The sequence below is a fragment of the Citrobacter farmeri genome (assembly GCF_019048065.1).
Taxonomy (GTDB): Bacteria; Pseudomonadota; Gammaproteobacteria; order Enterobacterales; family Enterobacteriaceae; genus Citrobacter_A; species Citrobacter_A farmeri.
Genome location: NZ_CP077291.1, coordinates 1,177,161 through 1,198,014, shown reverse-complemented (window position 1 = coordinate 1,198,014; position 20,854 = coordinate 1,177,161). Strand labels below are relative to the sequence as shown.

At 52.4% G+C, this 20,854-nt stretch carries 13 protein-coding genes, 1 tRNA gene and 3 rRNA genes; 7 read left to right on the top strand and 10 right to left on the bottom strand.

What is annotated here, in order from left to right; translation table 11 throughout:
- Positions 1–42 precede the first annotated feature (42 nt).
- Positions 43–426 (bottom strand): autonomous glycyl radical cofactor GrcA, encoded by a 384-nt coding sequence (grcA, locus tag I6L53_RS05575; protein WP_042317514.1) that lies wholly within the window; start codon positions 424–426, stop codon positions 43–45.
- Between the two features lie 317 nt (positions 427–743).
- Between grcA and ung the strand changes: the two genes are divergently transcribed.
- Positions 744–1,433 (top strand): uracil-DNA glycosylase, encoded by a 690-nt coding sequence (ung, locus tag I6L53_RS05570; protein WP_042317691.1) that lies wholly within the window; start codon positions 744–746, stop codon positions 1,431–1,433.
- Between the two features lie 32 nt (positions 1,434–1,465).
- Here the strand turns inward: ung and I6L53_RS05565 are convergent, their stop codons facing one another.
- Positions 1,466–2,503, bottom strand: coding sequence for a tRNA/rRNA methyltransferase (locus I6L53_RS05565; RefSeq protein WP_042317512.1), 1,038 nt, complete (start codon positions 2,501–2,503; stop codon positions 1,466–1,468).
- Positions 2,504–2,709: 206 nt separating this feature from the next.
- Between I6L53_RS05565 and trxC the strand changes: the two genes are divergently transcribed.
- The 5 genes from trxC to I6L53_RS05535 all read left to right on the top strand — a co-directional run bounded on the left by trxC (position 2,710) and on the right by I6L53_RS05535 (position 8,429).
- A complete protein-coding gene (trxC, locus tag I6L53_RS05560; protein WP_042317510.1) occupies positions 2,710–3,129 on the top strand; it encodes a thioredoxin TrxC in 420 nt (139 codons plus the stop codon).
- Positions 3,130–3,197: 68 nt separating this feature from the next.
- Complete coding sequence (tapT, locus tag I6L53_RS05555) at positions 3,198–3,896, top strand: tRNA-uridine aminocarboxypropyltransferase (protein WP_042317508.1); 699 nt, start codon at positions 3,198–3,200, stop codon at positions 3,894–3,896.
- A gap of 35 nt (positions 3,897–3,931) precedes the next feature.
- Positions 3,932–6,592, top strand: coding sequence for a bifunctional acetate--CoA ligase family protein/GNAT family N-acetyltransferase (locus I6L53_RS05550; RefSeq protein ID WP_042317507.1), 2,661 nt, complete (start codon positions 3,932–3,934; stop codon positions 6,590–6,592).
- 113 nt (positions 6,593–6,705) lie between these two features.
- The gene (pssA, locus tag I6L53_RS05540) at positions 6,706–8,061 is read left to right on the top strand and encodes a CDP-diacylglycerol--serine O-phosphatidyltransferase (protein ID WP_042317504.1); all 1,356 of its coding nucleotides are present in this window, start codon (positions 6,706–6,708) and stop codon (positions 8,059–8,061) included.
- Positions 8,062–8,156: 95 nt separating this feature from the next.
- Positions 8,157–8,429, top strand: coding sequence for a YfiM family lipoprotein (locus I6L53_RS05535; protein ID WP_420914400.1), 273 nt, complete (start codon positions 8,157–8,159; stop codon positions 8,427–8,429).
- On the opposite strand, the gene I6L53_RS05530 is transcribed toward I6L53_RS05535, so the two are convergent.
- From I6L53_RS05530 to rluD, 8 genes are all read right to left on the bottom strand, one after another.
- Positions 8,426–9,724: an MFS transporter gene (locus I6L53_RS05530; RefSeq protein WP_042317499.1), complete on the bottom strand. Its 1,299-nt coding sequence runs from the start codon at positions 9,722–9,724 to the stop codon at positions 8,426–8,428. The two genes, I6L53_RS05535 and I6L53_RS05530, sit on opposite strands and share 4 nt — an antisense overlap.
- Before the next feature lie 278 nt (positions 9,725–10,002).
- Positions 10,003–10,118, bottom strand: a 5S ribosomal RNA gene (gene rrf, locus I6L53_RS05525).
- A 95-nt stretch (positions 10,119–10,213) separates the two neighbouring features.
- Positions 10,214–13,120, bottom strand: a 23S ribosomal RNA gene (locus I6L53_RS05520).
- A gap of 182 nt (positions 13,121–13,302) precedes the next feature.
- Positions 13,303–13,378, bottom strand: a tRNA-Glu gene (locus tag I6L53_RS05515).
- A 171-nt stretch (positions 13,379–13,549) separates the two neighbouring features.
- A 16S ribosomal RNA gene (locus I6L53_RS05510) occupies positions 13,550–15,091 on the bottom strand.
- Together the 16S, 23S and 5S rRNA genes with 1 tRNA gene alongside form the textbook arrangement of a ribosomal RNA operon.
- 451 nt (positions 15,092–15,542) lie before the next feature.
- Entirely contained in the window at positions 15,543–18,116 is a 2,574-nt protein-coding gene (gene clpB / locus I6L53_RS05505) for an ATP-dependent chaperone ClpB (protein ID WP_042325889.1), read from the bottom strand.
- A 129-nt stretch (positions 18,117–18,245) separates the two neighbouring features.
- Positions 18,246–18,977 (bottom strand): purine nucleoside phosphorylase YfiH, encoded by a 732-nt coding sequence (yfiH, locus tag I6L53_RS05500; RefSeq protein ID WP_042325891.1) that lies wholly within the window; start codon positions 18,975–18,977, stop codon positions 18,246–18,248.
- Positions 18,974–19,954, bottom strand: coding sequence for a 23S rRNA pseudouridine(1911/1915/1917) synthase RluD (gene rluD, locus I6L53_RS05495; RefSeq protein WP_042325893.1), 981 nt, complete (start codon positions 19,952–19,954; stop codon positions 18,974–18,976). Before rluD ends, yfiH begins: the two co-directional genes overlap by 4 nt.
- A 131-nt stretch (positions 19,955–20,085) precedes the next feature.
- On the opposite strand from rluD, the gene bamD reads away from it, so the two are divergent.
- Positions 20,086–20,823, top strand: a complete 738-nt coding sequence (bamD, locus tag I6L53_RS05490) for an outer membrane protein assembly factor BamD (RefSeq protein ID WP_042325895.1) — start codon at positions 20,086–20,088, stop codon at positions 20,821–20,823.
- Positions 20,824–20,854 lie beyond the last annotated feature (31 nt).

Genomic DNA, 20,854 nt, shown 5'->3' with positions numbered 1-20,854 from the left:
AAACGCCGGGGGATCCCGGCGTTTTTATTTAAACGTTAAGCCTTACAGGCTTTCAGTAAAGGTACGAGCGATAACGTCACGCTGCTGTTCCGGCGTCAGTGAGTTAAAGCGTACTGCATAGCCCGAAACACGGATCGTCAGCTGCGGATATTTTTCCGGATGCTTCACCGCATCTTCCAGCGTTTCGCGACGCAGAACGTTAACGTTCAGGTGCTGACCCCCTTCCACACGAACTTCCGGTTTCACTTCCATCGGAATTTCGCGGTACTCAATTTCACCCAGTTTGCTGACCGCTACCACGTCGTCTTCGGCAAAACCTGCTTTCGCCACGATGCAGCGTGCTTCGCCTTTTTCGCTGTCCAGCAGCCAGAAGGAATTCAGCAGATCGTCATTAGCGGCTTTAGTAATCTGGATACCTGTAATCATTGTGATGCCTCCCCGGCAAATTATTTGATTAGGATTGGCCGATTCGCGGCCAATTGGTAAAACCATTGTTGCTTGAGTGTATATATACGCCCCTGACACCCTTGATTCTTTGATTTAAATCAATAAAATCCACACATCAAACAAGGTGATTGGATGATTTTATTGTTTTACATCAACTTACACCCTATGCAGGCATAAACTTTTTACATAAATTTTCAACTTTATTAAGTGCATAGCGCACATTGCTGCGGAGAGAATTTTGCGCCATCGAAAGAAGCAGTTAAGCTATGGCGATTGAAAATTCGCAGGAGAGCGAGATGGCCATCGAATTAACCTGGCACGATGTGCTGGCTGAAGAGAAACAGCAGCCCTACTTTATGAATACGCTGCATACCGTTGCCGGAGAGCGTCAATCCGGGATCACGGTTTATCCGCCGCAAAAAGATGTGTTCAATGCGTTTCGCTTCACCGAGTTAGGTGATGTTAAGGTCGTGATCCTCGGGCAAGACCCGTACCACGGCCCCGGCCAGGCGCATGGTCTGGCGTTTTCTGTTCGCCCCGGTATTGCCACTCCCCCCTCGCTGCTGAACATGTATAAGGAACTGGAAGGGTCAATCCCCGGTTTCACTCGTCCTGCCCACGGTTATCTTGAAAGCTGGGCGCATCAGGGGGTTTTACTGCTTAATACGGTATTAACCGTGCGGGCGGGTCAGGCACACTCTCATGCCAGCCTGGGATGGGAAACGTTCACCGATAAGGTTATCAGCCTGATTAACGAGCATCGTGAAGGGGTGGTTTTCCTGCTCTGGGGCTCTCATGCGCAGAAGAAAGGTGCGATTATTGATCAGAAACGTCATCATGTCCTGAAAGCGCCTCATCCCTCACCGCTCTCGGCGCATCGTGGGTTCTTTGGCTGTAACCATTTTGTGTTAGCCAATCAGTGGCTGGAACAACGCGGCGAAAAGCCAATTGACTGGATGCCTGTTTTACCGGCAGAGAGCGAATAAAAAAATGCCAGCGATTCGCTGGCATTTTTCCATCAGGCTTTGTTCTGACGCCACCATTCGGCAAGCAGCACGCCAGTTGCCACCGAAACGTTCAGGCTTTCAACGTTACCCGTGCCATCGATTTTTACGCACAGATCGTTGGCATCGCGTGCCGCATCCGGCAAACCATCAAATTCCTGACCTAATACCAGCACCATTTTCTCTGGCAGTTCGGTTTTAAACAGCGGCTTACCGCGTTCACCGGACGTTGTCACCACGGTGTAACCCGCCTGACGGAAATCATCCAGCACATCAACGATGCTGTCGCCGGTAATCGGCTGCACGTGTTCGGCACCCCCTTCCGCGGTACGAATCGCCGCACCGGACTCCAACAGCGCCGCATCCTGCACCACCACGCCTTTCACACCAAAGTGCGCACAGCTACGCATCATGCCGCCGAGATTGTGCGGGTTAGAAATATCTTCCAGCGCTAACACACAGTCCTGCGCGTCCGCCTGGCTCACCCACTGTTTCACAGTAGTGCCATTACGTTTTTTAATCAGGAAGCAAACGCCACCGTGATGCTCAGTACCAGAGGCTTTCGCCAGTTCCGCTTCATCAACCACATGATACGCTTTGCGATTTGCCGCCATCCAGCGTAAGGCCTCTTTGAAACGAGGCGTGACGCTCTGAATGAACCAGGCACGGACAATCGCTTCCGGGCGGCTCAGGAACAGGGCCTGACAGGCATTTTCACCGTATACGCGGGTTTCTTCCGCACGTTGGCGACGTAAAACTTCAGGATCAATAAAGCTTTTACCACTGATACCGCCGTGATCGGCTTTTTCAGGCGTTTCATCTCCCGGCGCGCGGGATACGGTCCGCCACGGGGAATCTTCGCGTTTGCGATCGCGGTTCTGAGGGGTTCTTTCATCGCGGGCGGGGCGACGGCCACCGTCAGCACGAGACTTTCCTGGACGCCCGCCACCTTTCCCGGTACGCGGGTTATGGGTACGTTTATCAGAATCATCATCACTGCGGACATACATCACTTTGACCTTGCCGCTTTTGTTTTTCAATTCATCGTTCATGCTTTTCTCCACCAGCGCTGCGCGAAGCGCGCAGATTACCCGATGTGCACCAGGTTAGCCATTATTTCATTTAAAAGCTTATGACTATTGTACTCATTGAATAAAACAGATTGTCGTTTAAAACAGTCTCATCGATAATATGTAACATATTAGAAACATATCGGCGCCTCAGCCGTTTAATACCCCGACGCATCCAGAGGTTAGTTATGAATACCGTTTGTACCAGCTGCCAGGCCATCAACCGCATTCCCGACGATCGGGTTGAGGATGCGGCAAAATGCGGACGCTGTGGCCACGACCTGTTTGACGGGGAGGTGATCAATGCGACCGGTGAAACACTGGATAAACTGCTCAAAGACGATCTGCCCGTGGTGATTGATTTCTGGGCACCGTGGTGCGGCCCGTGCCGTAACTTCGCCCCCATCTTTGAAGATGTCGCCGAAGAACGCAGCGGCAAAGTTCGCTTCGTGAAGGTCAACACAGAAGCGGAGCGTGAGCTCAGCGCACGCTTTGGTATCCGCAGCATTCCCACTATTATGATCTTCAAAAAGGGTCAGGTTGTCGACATGCTGAACGGCGCGGTCCCCAAAGCGCCATTTGATAGCTGGTTGAACGAATCGCTGTAAACTCTGCGGGGCGCATCTTGTGCCCCGTTTTCACCTCTGCGACAATAGCGTTTTTCAACGCATTCCCTATGACTGAAAACGCTGTTCTCAAGCTTCGCGCTGAACGTCTGGCGCGCGCCACTCGTCCTTTTCTCGCCCGGGGCAATCGCATTCGTCGCTGCCAGCGCTGCCTGTTGCCGTTGAAACTTTGCCTGTGTGCGACGCTCTCGCCCTCTCAGGCCAGAAGCCGTTTTTGTCTGGTGATGTTTGATACGGAACCAATGAAGCCGAGCAACACCGGACGTCTGATCGCCGATATTTTACCTGACACCGCCGCGTTTCAGTGGTCACGAACAGAGCCGCCGCAGGCCTTGCTGGAACTGGTGAAAAACCAGGATTATCAACCTGTTGTCGTGTTCCCTGCATCGTATGCTGACGCCAAGCGTGAGGTGATTTTTACCCCACCGACAGGTAAGCCTCCACTGTTCATTATGCTCGACGGCACCTGGCCGGAAGCGCGTAAAATGTTCCGCAAAAGCCCCTGGCTTGACGCTCTGCCAGTGATCTCAGTGGATCTGTCGCGTCTTTCGGCTTACCACCTGCGCGAAGTCCATGCCGAAGGACAGTATTGCACGGCCGAAGTCGCCATTGCGCTGCTGGATCTGGCCGGGGATACCGATGCGGCAAGCGGTCTGAGCGAGCACTTTACTCGCTTTAAAACGCGCTACCTCGCAGGAAAAACCCAACATCAGGGAAGCATCACAGCAGAATCAGCAGAAAGCGTTTAAAATCATTCGGTCACTTCTGTGTAAGGGAAACCGGTATGAGTCAGCGAGGACTGGAAGCGCTTCTGCGACCAAAATCGATCGCGGTAATCGGGGCATCAATGAAGCCCAATCGGGCGGGTTATTTGATGATGCGCAACCTGTTGGCGGGAGGATTTAACGGTCCGGTCTTGCCGGTAACGCCCGCCTGGAAAGCCGTTCTGGGTGTCCTGGCCTGGCCCGATGTGGCCAGCCTGCCCTTTACCCCCGACCTCGCCGTGTTATGCACCAATGCCAGCCGCAATCTGACCTTACTGGAAGCCCTGGGGGAAAAAGGCTGTAAAACTTGTATTATTCTCTCGGCCCCCGCCGCACAACATGCAGAACTGCTGGCCTGCGCCCAACGCTATAACATGCGTCTGCTTGGTCCTAACAGTCTTGGCCTGCTGGCCCCCTGGCAAGGACTGAATGCCAGCTTCTCGCCGGTCCCGATTAAACGCGGCAAGCTGGCATTTATTTCTCAGTCCGCCGCCGTCTCCAATACCATTCTCGACTGGGCGCAACAGCGAGAAATGGGGTTCTCCTACTTTATTGCGCTTGGTGACAGCCTGGATATTGATGTCGATGAACTGCTGGATTATCTGGCGCGGGACAGCAAAACCAGTGCCATTCTGCTTTACCTCGAACATCTCAGCGATGCCCGACACTTTGTTTCCGCCGCCCGTAGCGCCTCGCGCAATAAACCAATCCTGGTGATTAAGAGCGGTCGCAGCCCGGCGGCACAGCGGTTACTGCATACCAGCGCCGGAATGGATCCCGCCTGGGATGCTGCCATCCAGCGCGCCGGTTTGCTGCGTGTAAACGATACCCATGAGCTCTTTTCCGCAGTGGAAACGCTCAGCCATATGCGCCCTCTGCGCGGTGACAGACTGATGATCATCAGTAACGGTGCCGCGCCTGCGGCGCTGGCGCTTGATCAACTCTGGTCACGCAACGGCAAGCTGGCCATGTTGAGTGAAGAGACCAGCCAGAAGCTACGCGATGCTCTGCCTGCCCACGTCGAGATCGCCAACCCGCTGGACCTGCGCGACGATGCCAGCATTGAGCATTACACCCGAACGCTGGATATCCTGCTCACCAGCCAGGATTTTGACGCGCTGATGGTGATTCATTCCCCCAGCGCCGCCGCCCCAGCAACCGAGTGTGCTCAGACGCTGATTGAAGCCGTTAAACACCATCCACGAGGCAAATTTGTCTCACTATTGACCAACTGGTGTGGAGAGTTTTCCTCTCAGGAAGCCCGCAAACTGTTCAGTGAAGCCGGACTCCCCACTTATCGCACTCCTGAAGGTACGATCACCGCGTTCATGCACATGGTCGAATACCGGCGAAACCAGAAACAATTGCGTGAAACGCCAGCCCTGCCCAGCAACCTGACCTCCAACACGGCCCAGGCGCATGATCTGCTTCAGCAGGCAATTGCTGAAGGAGCGACCTCGCTTGATACTCATGAGGTTCAGCCGATCCTGCAGGCTTATGGCTTGCATACGCTCCCGACCTGGATTGCCAGCGACAGCATCGAAGCCGTCCATATTGCGGAACAAATTGGCTATCCGGTCGCGCTGAAGCTGCGTTCGCCGGACATCCCGCATAAATCTGAAGTTCAGGGGGTCATGCTTTACCTGCGAACGGCAAATGAAGTTCAACAGGCCGCCAATGCCATTATTGATCGTGTGAAAATGGCCTGGCCGCAGGCGCGGATCCACGGTCTGCTGGTGCAAAGCATGGCTAACCGTGCGGGAGCACAAGAACTGCGGGTGGTGGTTGAACACGATCCCGTGTTTGGCCCACTCATTATGCTCGGCGAAGGTGGCGTTGAGTGGCGCCCTGAAGAGCAGGCCGTGGTGGCGTTACCTCCGCTGAATATGAACCTGGCGCGCTATTTAGTGATTCAGGCTATCAAGAATAAAAAGATCCGTGGCCGCAGCGCGCTGCGCCCATTGGATGTTGCAGGATTAAGCCAACTGCTGGTTCAGGTCTCAAACCTGATTGTCTACTGCCCCGAGATCCAGCGTCTGGATATTCATCCGCTGCTGGCCTCCGCCGGTGAGTTCACCGCCCTGGATGTCACGCTGGATATCGCCCCATTCGAGGGCGATAATGAAAGCCGTCTTGCTGTTCGCCCCTATCCGCATCAACTGGAAGAGTGGGTAGAAATGAAAAATGGCGAGCAATGTCTGTTCCGTCCTATCCTGCCCGAGGATGAACCTCAGCTTCAGCAGTTTATTTCCCAGGTCACCAAAGAAGATCTTTATTACCGTTATTTCAGTGAGATAAATGAATTTACTCATGAAGATTTAGCTAACATGACGCAGATCGACTACGATCGGGAAATGGCATTTGTCGCGGTGAGACGCGTAGAACGAACAGAAGAGATCCTCGGCGTGACACGAGCGATCTCTGACCCGGATAATATTGATGCAGAATTTGCCGTGCTGGTTCGTTCCGATCTCAAAGGGTTAGGTTTGGGTCGTCGATTGCTGGAAAAATTGATTACCTATACACGAGATCACGGACTGAGAAGGCTGAATGGGATTACGATGCCAAATAATCGTGGCATGGTCGCGCTGGCGCGTAAGCTTGGCTTTAGCGTGGATATCCAGCTCGAGGAGGGAATCGTCGGGCTGTCGCTGGATCTGGCTCCACCCGAGGAATCGTGAGTAAGGTACTGGAAATGTTGACCACTTTGACGGGGACAGTGTTATCATTGCCCGCTTATGTCGTCTGCATAGCACAGAGGACCCTTCAATGAACAGAGAAGAAATGCACTGTGATGTTGTCAAAATTTAAGCGTAATAAACATCAACAACACCTTGCCCAACTACCTAAGATTTCTCAATCAGTTGATGATGTCGATTTCTTTTATGCTCCCGCCGATTTCAGGGAGACTCTGCTGGAAAAAATAGCCAGCGCGAAGCAGCGCATTTGCATTATTGCCCTGTATCTGGAACAGGACGACGGTGGCAAAGGCATTCTCAGCGCGCTATACGAGGCGAAACGACAGCGTCCTGAGTTGGATGTTCGGGTACTCGTCGACTGGCATCGCGCGCAGCGTGGGCGCATTGGCGCAGCAGCATCCAATACCAATGCCGACTGGTATTGCCGAATGGCGCATGAAAATCCGGGAGTCGATGTTCCTGTATATGGAGTGCCGATTAATACTCGTGAAGCCCTCGGCGTTCTGCACTTTAAAGGCTTTATCATCGATGATAGCGTCCTGTATAGCGGTGCAAGTCTGAACGATGTTTATCTGCATCAGCACGATAAATATCGTTATGACCGCTACCAGTTAATCCGCAATGCCCGAATGGCTGACATCATGTTCGAATGGGTGACCCAGAACCTGATGAACGGTCGTGGTGTGAATCGTCTGGATGATACCCAGCGTCCGAAAAGCCCGGAGATTAAAAACGATATTCGTTTATATCGCCAGGAGTTACGCGACGCCGCTTACCACTTCCAGGGCGATGCTGATAATGAACAACTGTCCGTGACGCCATTGGTTGGTCTGGGGAAATCCAGCCTGCTGAACAAAACCATTTTCCACCTTATGCCCTGTGCAGAGCATAAGCTCACGATTTGCACTCCCTATTTCAACCTGCCAGCAATTCTTGTCCGTAACATCATTCAACTGCTGCGGGAAGGAAAGAAGGTAGAGATTATTGTGGGTGATAAAACTGCGAACGACTTTTATATCCCGGAAAATGAACCATTCAAGATAATCGGCGCACTGCCCTATCTCTATGAGATTAACCTGCGTCGTTTCCTGAGCCGCTTACAGTACTACGTGAATACCGATCAGCTGGTTGTCCGTCTGTGGAAAGATGACGATAACACCTACCATCTCAAGGGAATGTGGATCGATGACAAGTGGATGCTGCTGACCGGGAACAATCTTAACCCGCGCGCCTGGCGTCTGGATCTGGAAAATGCGATCCTGATCCACGATCCCAGGCAAGAATTGGCTGCACAGCGAGAAAAAGAGCTGGCGCTAATTCGTACGCATACCACCGTCGTTAAGCACTATCGTGACTTGCAGAGCATTGCCGACTACCCGGTAAAAGTTCGCAAACTAATCCGTCGATTGCGTCGCATTCGAATCGATCGACTAATAAGCCGTATTCTGTAAGCGAAACCCCGTCCTGAACGGGGTTTTTTCTATAGGGGCCACGGGTGCGCGTTATTTTTCTTCTTAGTGTCTTTATTCTGTCAGGCTGTAGCCATATGGCACAGGACAACTGGAGTGGGCAGGACAAAGCCCAGCACTTTATTGCTTCCGCGATGCTCTCAGCCGCAGGCAATGAATACGCTCAGCATCAGGGGATGAGCCGCGATCGCAGTGCGATGGTGGGTTTGATGTTCTCGGTAAGTCTGGGAGCGTCAAAAGAGCTTTGGGATAGCCGCCCCGCTGGGAGCGGCTGGAGCTGGAAAGACTTTGCCTGGGATGTTGCCGGTGCAACGACCGGCTATACCCTCTGGCAAATGGCGCATCACTAGAGACGCAGACCTTTCCCTTTACGATGCAACATCAATGAGACCAGAAACGCCACGATCGCCATACCGGTGACATACCAGAAGAACGATGTCTCCATACCGACAGATTTCAGCGACAGCGCCACGTACTCAGCCGAACCGCCAAACAACGCATTCGCCACGGCATAAGAAAGCCCCACCCCCAGTGCGCGAACCTGTGCCGGGAACATTTCAGCTTTCAAAATACCGCTAATAGAAGTGTAGAAGCTGACGATCAACAGCGCGCACATCACCAGACCAAATGCCGCATACGGTGAAGTCACATTCTGAAGTGCGGTCAAAATAGGTACCGTAAACAGGGTTGCCAGTGCGCCGAAGCACAGCATAGAGGTACGTCGGCCAATTTTATCTGACAGTGCGCCAAACAGCGGCTGCACGAGCATATAAACAAACAGCGCCGCCGTCATAATGCCGCTCGCCACATTGGCATGCATACCTGCGGTGTTCACCAGATACTTTTGCATATATGTGGTGAAGGTATAGAAGCACAGCGATCCTGCCGCAGTGAAACCCAGCACCATGATGAAGGCTTTGCGGTTGCGCCATAACCCTTTCAGCGATCCCGCCTCTTTCAACGCACGCGTTTCCTGCTTTGACGTTTCATCGAGTTGACGACGCAACCAGAGCGCCACAACCGCCAGTACCGCACCTAATGCGAAAGGAATACGCCAGCCCCACTCTCTGAGTGCAGAAGCTTCCATGGTCTGCTGTAAGACCACCACAACCAACAGCGCCAACAACTGACCACCGATAAGCGTGACGTACTGGAAAGAGGCGTAGAACCCCTTACGGCCTTCTACGGCAACTTCACTCATATAGGTTGCGCTGGTGCCATACTCCCCGCCAACGGATAACCCCTGGAATAAACGCGCCAGCAGTAACAGCGCCGGTGCCCAGGTTCCAATAGTTTCATAACCCGGCAGGCAAGCGATCACCAGCGATCCCAGACACATCATGCACACAGACAAAAGCATGGATTTCTTACGGCCATGTTTATCGGCGATACGACCAAATAGCCAACCGCCAATTGGACGCATTAAGAACCCGGCCGCAAAAACACCTGCGGTTTGCAGTAGCTGCGTTGTCGTGTTTCCAGAAGGAAAGAAGATGTGGGCAAAATAGAGCGAGCAAAACGAGTAGACATAGAAATCAAACCATTCAACCAGATTCCCGGATGACGCGCCTACAATTGCCCATATGCGGCGGCGGGTATCACTGTCAGTCAGTGACCCGTTCGCAGTTACACTGCTTTCAGTCATTAAAATTGTACTCCTGCCAAAATTCCGATGGTGCTTTTCGGTTGTGTTTGCTGCCATTTTTAGTAAATGAAATGTTATATAATTGTTATATATCATTATGTGACAGCGATCGCGGTTTTAATTAGCCGGAAAAGAATTTAGGAGTAAGCGCAGAGGATTTGAAAGGATTAGAAGTGGATAAAAATGCAAAAAGGTCATCCAGCGATGGCCTCTTTACAGAACAGCAGACAAACAAAAAAACCCCATGCTTTCGCATGAGGTTTTCTTGTTTATTTGATGCCTGGCAGTTCCCTACTCTCACATGGGGAGACCCCACACTACCATCGGCGCTACGGCGTTTCACTTCTGAGTTCGGCATGGGGTCAGGTGGGACCACCGCGCTACTGCCGCCAGGCAAATTCTGTTTCATCACCCCGTTTCCACGAAGTGACATAATCTGTTATCAAGCTGATATTGATGTCTCTCACGCCAAAACATCTTCGGCGTTGTAAGGTTAAGCCTCACGGTTCATTAGTACCGGTTAGCTCAACGCATCGCTGCGCTTACACACCCGGCCTATCAACGTCGTCGTCTTCAACGTTCCTTCAGGACTCTCAAGGAGTCAGGGAGAACTCATCTCGGGGCAAGTTTCGTGCTTAGATGCTTTCAGCACTTATCTCTTCCGCATTTAGCTACCGGGCAGTGCCATTGGCATGACAACCCGAACACCAGTGATGCGTCCACTCCGGTCCTCTCGTACTAGGAGCAGCCCCCCTCAATTCTCCAGCGCCCACGGCAGATAGGGACCGAACTGTCTCACGACGTTCTAAACCCAGCTCGCGTACCACTTTAAATGGCGAACAGCCATACCCTTGGGACCTACTTCAGCCCCAGGATGTGATGAGCCGACATCGAGGTGCCAAACACCGCCGTCGATATGAACTCTTGGGCGGTATCAGCCTGTTATCCCCGGAGTACCTTTTATCCGTTGAGCGATGGCCCTTCCATTCAGAACCACCGGATCACTAAGACCTGCTTTCGCACCTGCTCGCGCCGTCACGCTCGCAGTCAAGCTAGCTTATGCCTTTGCACTAACCTCCTGATGTCCGACCAGGATTAGCTAACCTTCGTGCTCCTCCGTTACTCTTTAGGAGGAGACCGCCCCAGTCAAACTACCCACCAGACACTGTCCGCAACCCGGGTAACGGGCCTACGTTAGAACACCAGCCATTAAAGGGTGGTATTTCAAGGGCGGCTCCATGCAGACTGGCGTCCACACTTCAAAGCCTCCCACCTATCCTACACATCAAGGACCAGTGTTCAGTGTCAAGCTATAGTAAAGGTTCACGGGGTCTTTCCGTCTTGCCGCGGGTACACTGCATCTTCACAGCGAGTTCAATTTCACTGAGTCTCGGGTGGAGACAGCCTGGCCATCATTACGCCATTCGTGCAGGTCGGAACTTACCCGACAAGGAATTTCGCTACCTTAGGACCGTTATAGTTACGGCCGCCGTTTACCGGGGCTTCGATCAAGAGCTTCTCCTTACGGATAACCCCATCAATTAACCTTCCGGCACCGGGCAGGCGTCACACCGTATACGTCCACTTTCGTGTTTGCACAGTGCTGTGTTTTTAATAAACAGTTGCAGCCAGCTGGTATCTTCGACTGATTTCAGCTCCATGAGTAAATCACTTCACCTACATATCAGCGTGCCTTCTCCCGAAGTTACGGCACCATTTTGCCTAGTTCCTTCACCCGAGTTCTCTCAAGCGCCTTGGTATTCTCTACCTGACCACCTGTGTCGGTTTGGGGTACGATTTGATGTTACCTGATGCTTAGAGGCTTTTCCTGGAAGCAGGGCATTTGTTGCTTCAGCACCGTAGTGCCTCGTCATCACGCCTCAGTGTTAAAGTGAACCGGATTTACCTGGAACACACACCTACACGCTTAAACCGGGACAACCGTCGCCCGGCCAACATAGCCTTCTCCGTCCCCCCTTCGCAGTAACACCAAGTACAGGAATATTAACCTGTTTCCCATCGACTACGCCTTTCGGCCTCGCCTTAGGGGTCGACTCACCCTGCCCCGATTAACGTTGGACAGGAACCCTTGGTCTTCCGGCGAGCGGGCTTTTCACCCGCTTTATCGTTACTTATGTCAGCATTCGCACTTCTGATACCTCCAGCATGCCTCACAGCACACCTTCGCAGGCTTACAGAACGCTCCCCTACCCAACAACACATAGTGTCGCTGCCGCAGCTTCGGTGCATGGTTTAGCCCCGTTACATCTTCCGCGCAGGCCGACTCGACCAGTGAGCTATTACGCTTTCTTTAAATGATGGCTGCTTCTAAGCCAACATCCTGGCTGTCTGAGCCTTCCCACATCGTTTCCCACTTAACCATGACTTTGGGACCTTAGCTGGCGGTCTGGGTTGTTTCCCTCTTCACGACGGACGTTAGCACCCGCCGTGTGTCTCCCGTGATAACATTCTTCGGTATTCGCAGTTTGCATCGGGTTGGTAAGTCGGGATGACCCCCTAGCCGAAACAGTGCTCTACCCCCGAAGATGAATTCACGAGGCGCTACCTAAATAGCTTTCGGGGAGAACCAGCTATCTCCCGGTTTGATTGGCCTTTCACCCCCAGCCACAAGTCATCCGCTAATTTTTCAACATTAGTCGGTTCGGTCCTCCAGTTAGTGTTACCCAACCTTCAACCTGCCCATGGCTAGATCACCGGGTTTCGGGTCTATACCCTGCAACTTAACGCCCAGTTAAGACTCGGTTTCCCTTCGGCTCCCCTATCCGGTTAACCTTGCTACAGAATATAAGTCGCTGACCCATTATACAAAAGGTACGCAGTCACCCCATAAAAGAGGCTCCCACTGCTTGTACGTACACGGTTTCAGGTTCTTTTTCACTCCCCTCGCCGGGGTTCTTTTCGCCTTTCCCTCACGGTACTGGTTCACTATCGGTCAGTCAGGAGTATTTAGCCTTGGAGGATGGTCCCCCCATATTCAGACAGGATACCACGTGTCCCGCCCTACTCATCGAGCTCACAGCACGTGCAATTTTGTGTACGGGGCTGTCACCCTGTATCGCCGGCCTTTCCAGACCGTTCCACTACCACACATGCTGATTCAGGCTCTGGGCTGCTCCCCGTTCGCTCGCCGCTACTGGGGGAATCTCGGTTGATTTCTTTTCCTCGGGGTACTTAGATGTTTCAGTTCCCCCGGTTCGCCTCGTTAAGCTATGTATTCACTTAACGATAGTGCAACGGATTGCACTGGGTTTCCCCATTCGGACATCGCCGGCTATAACGGTTCATATCACCTTACCGACGCTTTTCGCAGATTAGCACGTCCTTCATCGCCTCTGACTGCCAGGGCATCCACCGTGTACGCTTAGTCGCTTAACCTCACAACCCGAAGATGTTTCACTTCTGATTGCGAAAATTTGAGAGACTCGAACACACATTGACTGTGTGTCGTTTCAATTTTCAGCTTGATCCAGATTTTTAAAGAGCAAATATCTCAAACATGACTCTGAAGTCAGTTTTGAGATATCGGTGGCAACGCCTTTCACACATTCCCGCGCAAGTGGCGTCCCCTAGGGGATTCGAACCCCTGTTACCGCCGTGAAAGGGCGGTGTCCTGGGCCTCTAGACGAAGGGGACACGAAAATTGCTTATCACGCGCTGCGTGATATTTTCGTGTAGGGTGAGCTTTCATTAACAGAAAGCGAGCGGCCTTATTCTGTTCAGCCTCACTCCCAACGCGTAAACGCCTTGCTTTTTACTTTTCATCAGACAATCTGTGTGGACACTACAAAGGCAGGTTCTTTAAGGTAAGGAGGTGATCCAACCGCAGGTTCCCCTACGGTTACCTTGTTACGACTTCACCCCAGTCATGAATCACAAAGTGGTAAGCGCCCTCCCGAAGGTTAAGCTACCTACTTCTTTTGCAACCCACTCCCATGGTGTGACGGGCGGTGTGTACAAGGCCCGGGAACGTATTCACCGTGGCATTCTGATCCACGATTACTAGCGATTCCGACTTCATGGAGTCGAGTTGCAGACTCCAATCCGGACTACGACATACTTTATGAGGTCCGCTTGCTCTCGCGAGGTCGCTTCTCTTTGTATATGCCATTGTAGCACGTGTGTAGCCCTGGTCGTAAGGGCCATGATGACTTGACGTCATCCCCACCTTCCTCCAGTTTATCACTGGCAGTCTCCTTTGAGTTCCCGACCGAATCGCTGGCAACAAAGGATAAGGGTTGCGCTCGTTGCGGGACTTAACCCAACATTTCACAACACGAGCTGACGACAGCCATGCAGCACCTGTCTCACAGTTCCCGAAGGCACCAAGGCATCTCTGCCAAGTTCTGTGGATGTCAAGACCAGGTAAGGTTCTTCGCGTTGCATCGAATTAAACCACATGCTCCACCGCTTGTGCGGGCCCCCGTCAATTCATTTGAGTTTTAACCTTGCGGCCGTACTCCCCAGGCGGTCTATTTAACGCGTTAGCTCCGGAAGCCACGCCTCAAGGGCACAACCTCCAAATAGACATCGTTTACGGCGTGGACTACCAGGGTATCTAATCCTGTTTGCTCCCCACGCTTTCGCACCTGAGCGTCAGTCTTCGTCCAGGGGGCCGCCTTCGCCACCGGTATTCCTCCAGATCTCTACGCATTTCACCGCTACACCTGGAATTCTACCCCCCTCTACGAGACTCAAGCCTGCCAGTTTCGAATGCAGTTCCCAGGTTGAGCCCGGGGATTTCACATCCGACTTGACAGACCGCCTGCGTGCGCTTTACGCCCAGTAATTCCGATTAACGCTTGCACCCTCCGTATTACCGCGGCTGCTGGCACGGAGTTAGCCGGTGCTTCTTCTGCGGGTAACGTCAATGAATGCGGTTATTAACCACATCCCCTTCCTCCCCGCTGAAAGTACTTTACAACCCGAAGGCCTTCTTCATACACGCGGCATGGCTGCATCAGGCTTGCGCCCATTGTGCAATATTCCCCACTGCTGCCTCCCGTAGGAGTCTGGACCGTGTCTCAGTTCCAGTGTGGCTGGTCATCCTCTCAGACCAGCTAGGGATCGTCGCCTTGGTGAGCCGTTACCTCACCAACAAGCTAATCCCATCTGGGCACATCCGATGGCAAGAGGCCCGAAGGTCCCCCTCTTTGGTCTTGCGACGTTATGCGGTATTAGCTACCGTTTCCAGTAGTTATCCCCCTCCATCGGGCAGTTTCCCAGACATTACTCACCCGTCCGCCACTCGTCAGCGAAGCAGCAAGCTGCTTCCTGTTACCGTTCGACTTGCATGTGTTAGGCCTGCCGCCAGCGTTCAATCTGAGCCATGATCAAACTCTTCAATTTAAGTTTGATGCTCGTGAATTAAACTTCGTAATGAATTACGTGTTCACTCAGAGACTTGGTATTCATTTTTCGTCTTGCGACGTTAAGAATCCATGTCACTTTGAGTGCCCACACAGATTGTCTGATAAATTGTTAAAGAGCAGTGCCGCTTCGCTTTTTCTCAGCGGCGCGGGGTGTGCATAATACGCTTTCCCGCTTCAGAGTCAAGCATTTATTTCGCTTTTCTCTGTGGGCGTTCATTGCTGAACCCCGCTGACCCGGCGGCTTGCGTGCCGTTGTTCCGTGTCAGTGGAGGCGCATTATAGGGAGTTATTTCGGGCTGACAAGTCAAAAATACAAAAAACTTATCAATTGCTCATTTTCCAGGCAAACCACCCCATAAAACATCATTTTAGCCTGGTTTTTAAACAAAAATGGGCTCCGCAGAGCCCATTTTTTATTTCATCAGGAATTACTGTACTGCAACAATGCGATCGTCATTTACTTCAAGACGAATCGTTTTGCCTGGAATTAACTCACCAGACAGGATTTGCTGCGCCAGCGGGTTTTCGATCTGCTGTTGGATTGCACGTTTCAACGGGCGAGCCCCATACACCGGATCATAACCATTCGCGCTCAGCAGTTTCAGGGCCTCATCGGAGATGTGGATTTCATAGCCACGTTCTTCCAGACGTTTATACAGGCGCTGCAATTGGATCTGCGCAATAGACGCGATGTGTTGTTCACCCAGCGGATGGAATACAACAACCTCATCTATACGGTTTATAAATTCCGGGCGGAAGTTGTGGCTCACCACGCCTAACACCAGGTCTTTCATATGGCTGTAGTCCAGATCGCCGAAGCGTTCCTGAATCAGATCGGAACCCAGGTTAGAGGTCATAATGACCACCGTATTACGGAAGTCGACCGTTCTACCCTGTCCGTCAGTCAGGCGACCATCATCCAGTACCTGCAGAAGAATGTTGAACACATCAGGATGCGCTTTTTCAACTTCATCTAACAGAATGACAGAATATGGACGACGACGAACGGCTTCTGTCAGGTACCCCCCCTCTTCATAACCGACATATCCCGGAGGCGCCCCCACCAGACGAGACACGGAGTGTTTCTCCATAAACTCGGACATGTCGATACGCACCATTGCATCATCACTATCAAACATAAAGTTTGCCAGCGCTTTACACAGTTCGGTTTTACCTACCCCGGTTGGGCCGAGGAACAGGAACGAGCCAATCGGGCGGTTTGGATCGGCAAGACCCGCACGACTACGACGAATCGCATTCGATACCGCTTCTACCGCTTCGTTCTGCCCGATCACGCGGCTATGTAACTCCTGCTCCATACGCAACAGCTTTTCGCGCTCACCTTCCAGCATTCTCGCGACGGGAATACCCGTCCAGCGCGCCAGTACTTCGGCAATTTCCGCATCCGTCACTTTATTACGCAGCAGACGCATGGTTTTGCCTTCAGACAGAGTCGCGGCTTCCAGCTGTTTTTCCAGTTCAGGAATTTTGCCGTACTGTAATTCTGACATCCGCGCCAGATCGCCAACACGACGAGCCTGTTCAATGGCAATCTTCGCCTGTTCCAGCTCGGCTTTAATCGTCTGTGTTCCGGAGAGCGACGCTTTTTCCGCTTTCCACTCTTCTTCTAATTCAGAATACTGACGCTCTTTGTCGTCCAGTTCTTCGTTAAGCATATCGAGACGTTTTTTACTCGCCTCATCAGACTCTTTCATCAGCGCCTGCTGTTCCAGTTTGAGCTGGATAATACGGCGGTCGAGTCTGTCCAGCTCTTCCGGCTTGGAGTCAATCTGCATACGGATGCTGGATGCCGCTTCATCGATCAGGTCGATAGCTTTATCCGGCAACTGACGGTCGGCAATATATCGATGAGACAGCGTGGCAGCAGCAACGATCGCCGGGTCAGTAATTTGTACATGGTGATGCAGTTCATAACGCTCTTTAAGACCACGAAGAATCGCGATGGTATCTTCCACGGAAGGTTCTGCCACGAACACTTTCTGGAAACGACGTTCCAGTGCCGCATCTTTTTCGATGTACTGGCGATACTCGTCGAGCGTTGTCGCCCCAACGCAGTGCAGCTCCCCACGCGCCAGCGCCGGTTTCAGCATGTTCCCGGCGTCCATTGCGCCATCCGCTTTACCCGCGCCTACCATAGTGTGCAGTTCGTCAATGAACAGGATGACATTCCCTTCCTGTTTGGCGAGATCGGTGAGTACGCCTTTTAAGCGCTCTTCAAATTCACCACGGTATTTTGCCCCCGCCACGAGCGCGCCCATATCCAGCGCCAGTACGCGACGACCTTTTAACCCTTCCGGGACTTCACCATTAATGATTCGCTGTGCCAGCCCTTCGACAATCGCCGTTTTACCGACGCCAGGCTCACCGATTAACACCGGGTTGTTTTTAGTACGACGTTGCAGCACCTGAATAGTACGGCGGATCTCTTCGTCACGACCGATAACCGGGTCAAGCTTGCCCTGCTCGGCACGCTCGGTCAGATCGACGGTGTATTTTTTCAAGGCCTGACGTTGGTCTTCAGCCCCCTGGTCGTTCACGCTTTCACCTCCACGCATTTGTTCAATTGCCTGAGTAATATTAGCGGTAGTTGCACCAGCCGATTTCAGTAAATCGGGCAATGTACCGCGCGACTCAAGCGCCGCCAGAACGAACAGTTCTGACGAAATAAAGTTGTCCCCTCGCTTTTGCGCCAGCTTGTCGCAAAGATTCAGTACGCGCACCAGATCCTGAGACGGCTGGACGTCGCCGCCGGTGCCTTCCACCTGAGGTAAACGACTCAGTGCCTGATCGATGGCAGTGCGTAGCTGTCCGGCATTAATGCCGGCAGAGGTTAATAAAGGACGAACCGAACCCCCTTCCTGATTCAGCAAGGCGCTCATTAAATGAAGAGGTTCGATGAATTGGTTGTCGTGCCCCAGTGCGAGTGACTGGGCATCGGCAAGAGCAAGCTGGAATTTGTTAGTAAGACGATCCAGACGCATAACTCCTCCCATAACAGGTCAAATTTGCTACTGGAGATTAAATGAGGTCATCCCTCAATTATTCAAGGTTTTTGACCTGAATTATGTGAAAAGAAAATTACGCGTACCGGATCGTCTTGATTCTTTAGGTTATATCAGCCAAATAAAACTTGCCATACGCCCCGTGGTCTTGTCGCGACGATAAGAGAAGAAAGTCTCATTTTCACTAAAAGTACAGCGGTCACCGCCATAAATTTGCTCAATGCCAACCTTTGCCAGGCGCTGACGTGCAAGCTGGTAAATATTCGCCAGATATTTTTCACCGTGTGGCACAAAGGCTTCATGCGCGTTAGCCTCTTTGGCGATAAATGCCTCGCGCACCTCTGGCCCAACTTCAAACGCTGCTGGACCAATCGCCGGACCTAACCAGGCAAGAATATTTTCTGGCTTGTCAACAAAGCAGGCCACCGTCTCTTCCAGTACGCCTTCACATAATCCACGCCAGCCCGCATGGGCTGCCGCCACTTCGGTACCCGCCCGGTTGCAGAACAACACGGGCAGACAGTCCGCCGTCATCACCGCGCAAACGGTGCCCGGCGTATTACTGTATGACGCATCCGCCCGTTTAGAGGCGTAAGGTCCGCCGGTCAGTTTCAGAACATCTTTCCCATGAACCTGCTCCAGCCAAACCGGTTTTGAAGGCAGATTGCCCGCAGCAAACAGACGTCTGCGGTTCTCGTCGACATGCTCCGGGTTATCGCCGCAGTGGGCCCCCAGATTTAATGCGTCATACGGCGGCAAACTTACGCCGCCTGTACGGGTCGAACTACAGGCCGCCACGCTTTTCGGCAGAGGCCACTGCGGGACAATAAGCTCACTCATAGCCAGGCCACGTCATCCTTATGCTCTTCGAAATCGGCGCGCATCGCGTCAATCAGTTCAACCATATCCTGCGGGATTGGCGCATGCCACTCCATTTCGATACCGGAAATGGGGTGATACAGACGTAGCATAGTGGCATGCAGCGCCTGACGGTCGAATTTACGCAATGTAGAGATAAAGGCATCCGACGCCCCTTTCGGCGGACGCGGACGACCACCGTACACCTGATCGCCCACCAGCGGATGGGTAATATGCGCCATATGCACGCGGATCTGGTGCGTACGTCCGGTCTCCAGACGCAGCCGCAGACGCGTGTGCACACGGAAGTGTTCCATAATGCGATAGTGCGTGACCGCCGGTTTCCCCATCGGATGCACCGCCATATGGGTACGCTTCGTCGGGTGACGGCTGATGGGTTCTTCCACCGTGCCGCCTGCGGTCATATGACCGATCGCTACCGCTTCGTATTCACGGGTGATTTCACGCAACTGCAACGCTTCAACCAGACGCGTCTGTGCCGGAACGGTTTTCGCGACCACCATTAGCCCAGTGGTGTCTTTATCCAGACGATGGACAATCCCCGCACGTGGAACATCAGCAATCGGCGGATAATAATGCAGTAACGCATTCAGAACCGTGCCGTCCGGATTACCCGCTCCAGGGTGGACAACCAGATCGCGCGGCTTGTTGATAACAATGATGTCATCATCTTCATAAACGATATCCAGTGGGATATCCTGAGGCTCGAAGCGGATTTCTTCATCGATTTCAGCATCGATGGCGACCAGTTCGCCGCCTAACACTTTTTCTTTTGGTTTGTCGCAAAGTTTACCGTTGACCAACACGCGCCGATCAAGAATCCAATCTTTTATGCGCGATCGCGAATAATCAGGGAACATTTCGGCCAAAGCTTGATCTAAGCGTTGACCGAGTTGATTTTCGGATACCGTTGCGGTGAGTTGTACTCGTTGTGCCATATACAGCTTCTTCGTTTAACGTTGGGTTTTACGGCTTTGCCGTTTAATATAGTGTGCTATTGTAGCTGGTCTTAACCGGGAGCAGGAACAGAGAATCTCCCGTAAAACATTTTGAGGAAAGTCAAAACGTCATGACGCGCATGAAATATCTGGTGGCAGCAGCCACGTTGAGCCTGTTTTTGGCGGGTTGCTCTGGTTCAAAGGAAGAGGTGCCCGATAATCCGCCTAATGAAATCTACGCGACTGCTCAGCAAAAGCTGCAGGACGGTAACTGGAAACAGGCAATAACGCAATTGGAAGCGTTGGATAACCGCTATCCATTTGGTCCTTATTCTCAGCAGGTGCAGTTAGATCTCATCTACGCCTACTATAAAAACGCCGATCTGCCGCTTGCTCAGGCAGCCATCGATCGCTTTATCCGCCTGAACCCTACTCATCCTAACATTGATTATGTCATGTATATGCGTGGCCTGACCAATATGGCGTTAGATGACAGCGCATTACAAGGGTTCTTTGGTGTCGATCGTAGCGACCGAGATCCTCAGCATGCGCGAGCTGCGTTCAACGACTTTTCGAAACTGGTTCGCGGTTATCCGAACAGCCAGTACACTACCGACGCCACCAAACGTCTGGTGTTCCTGAAAGATCGTCTGGCAAAGTATGAGTATTCCGTTGCGGATTACTACACCAAGCGCGGCGCATGGGTTGCCGTAGTTAACCGTGTAGAAGGCATGTTGCGTGATTTCCCGGATACGCAGGCAACGCGTGACGCCCTGCCGCTGATGGAAAACGCCTACCGCGAAATGCAGATGACGTCGCAGGCTGACAAAGTGGCGAAGATTATCGCCGCCAACAGCAGCAACACCTGATCGATTTTCAGATGCAAAAACGGCAGCCTCA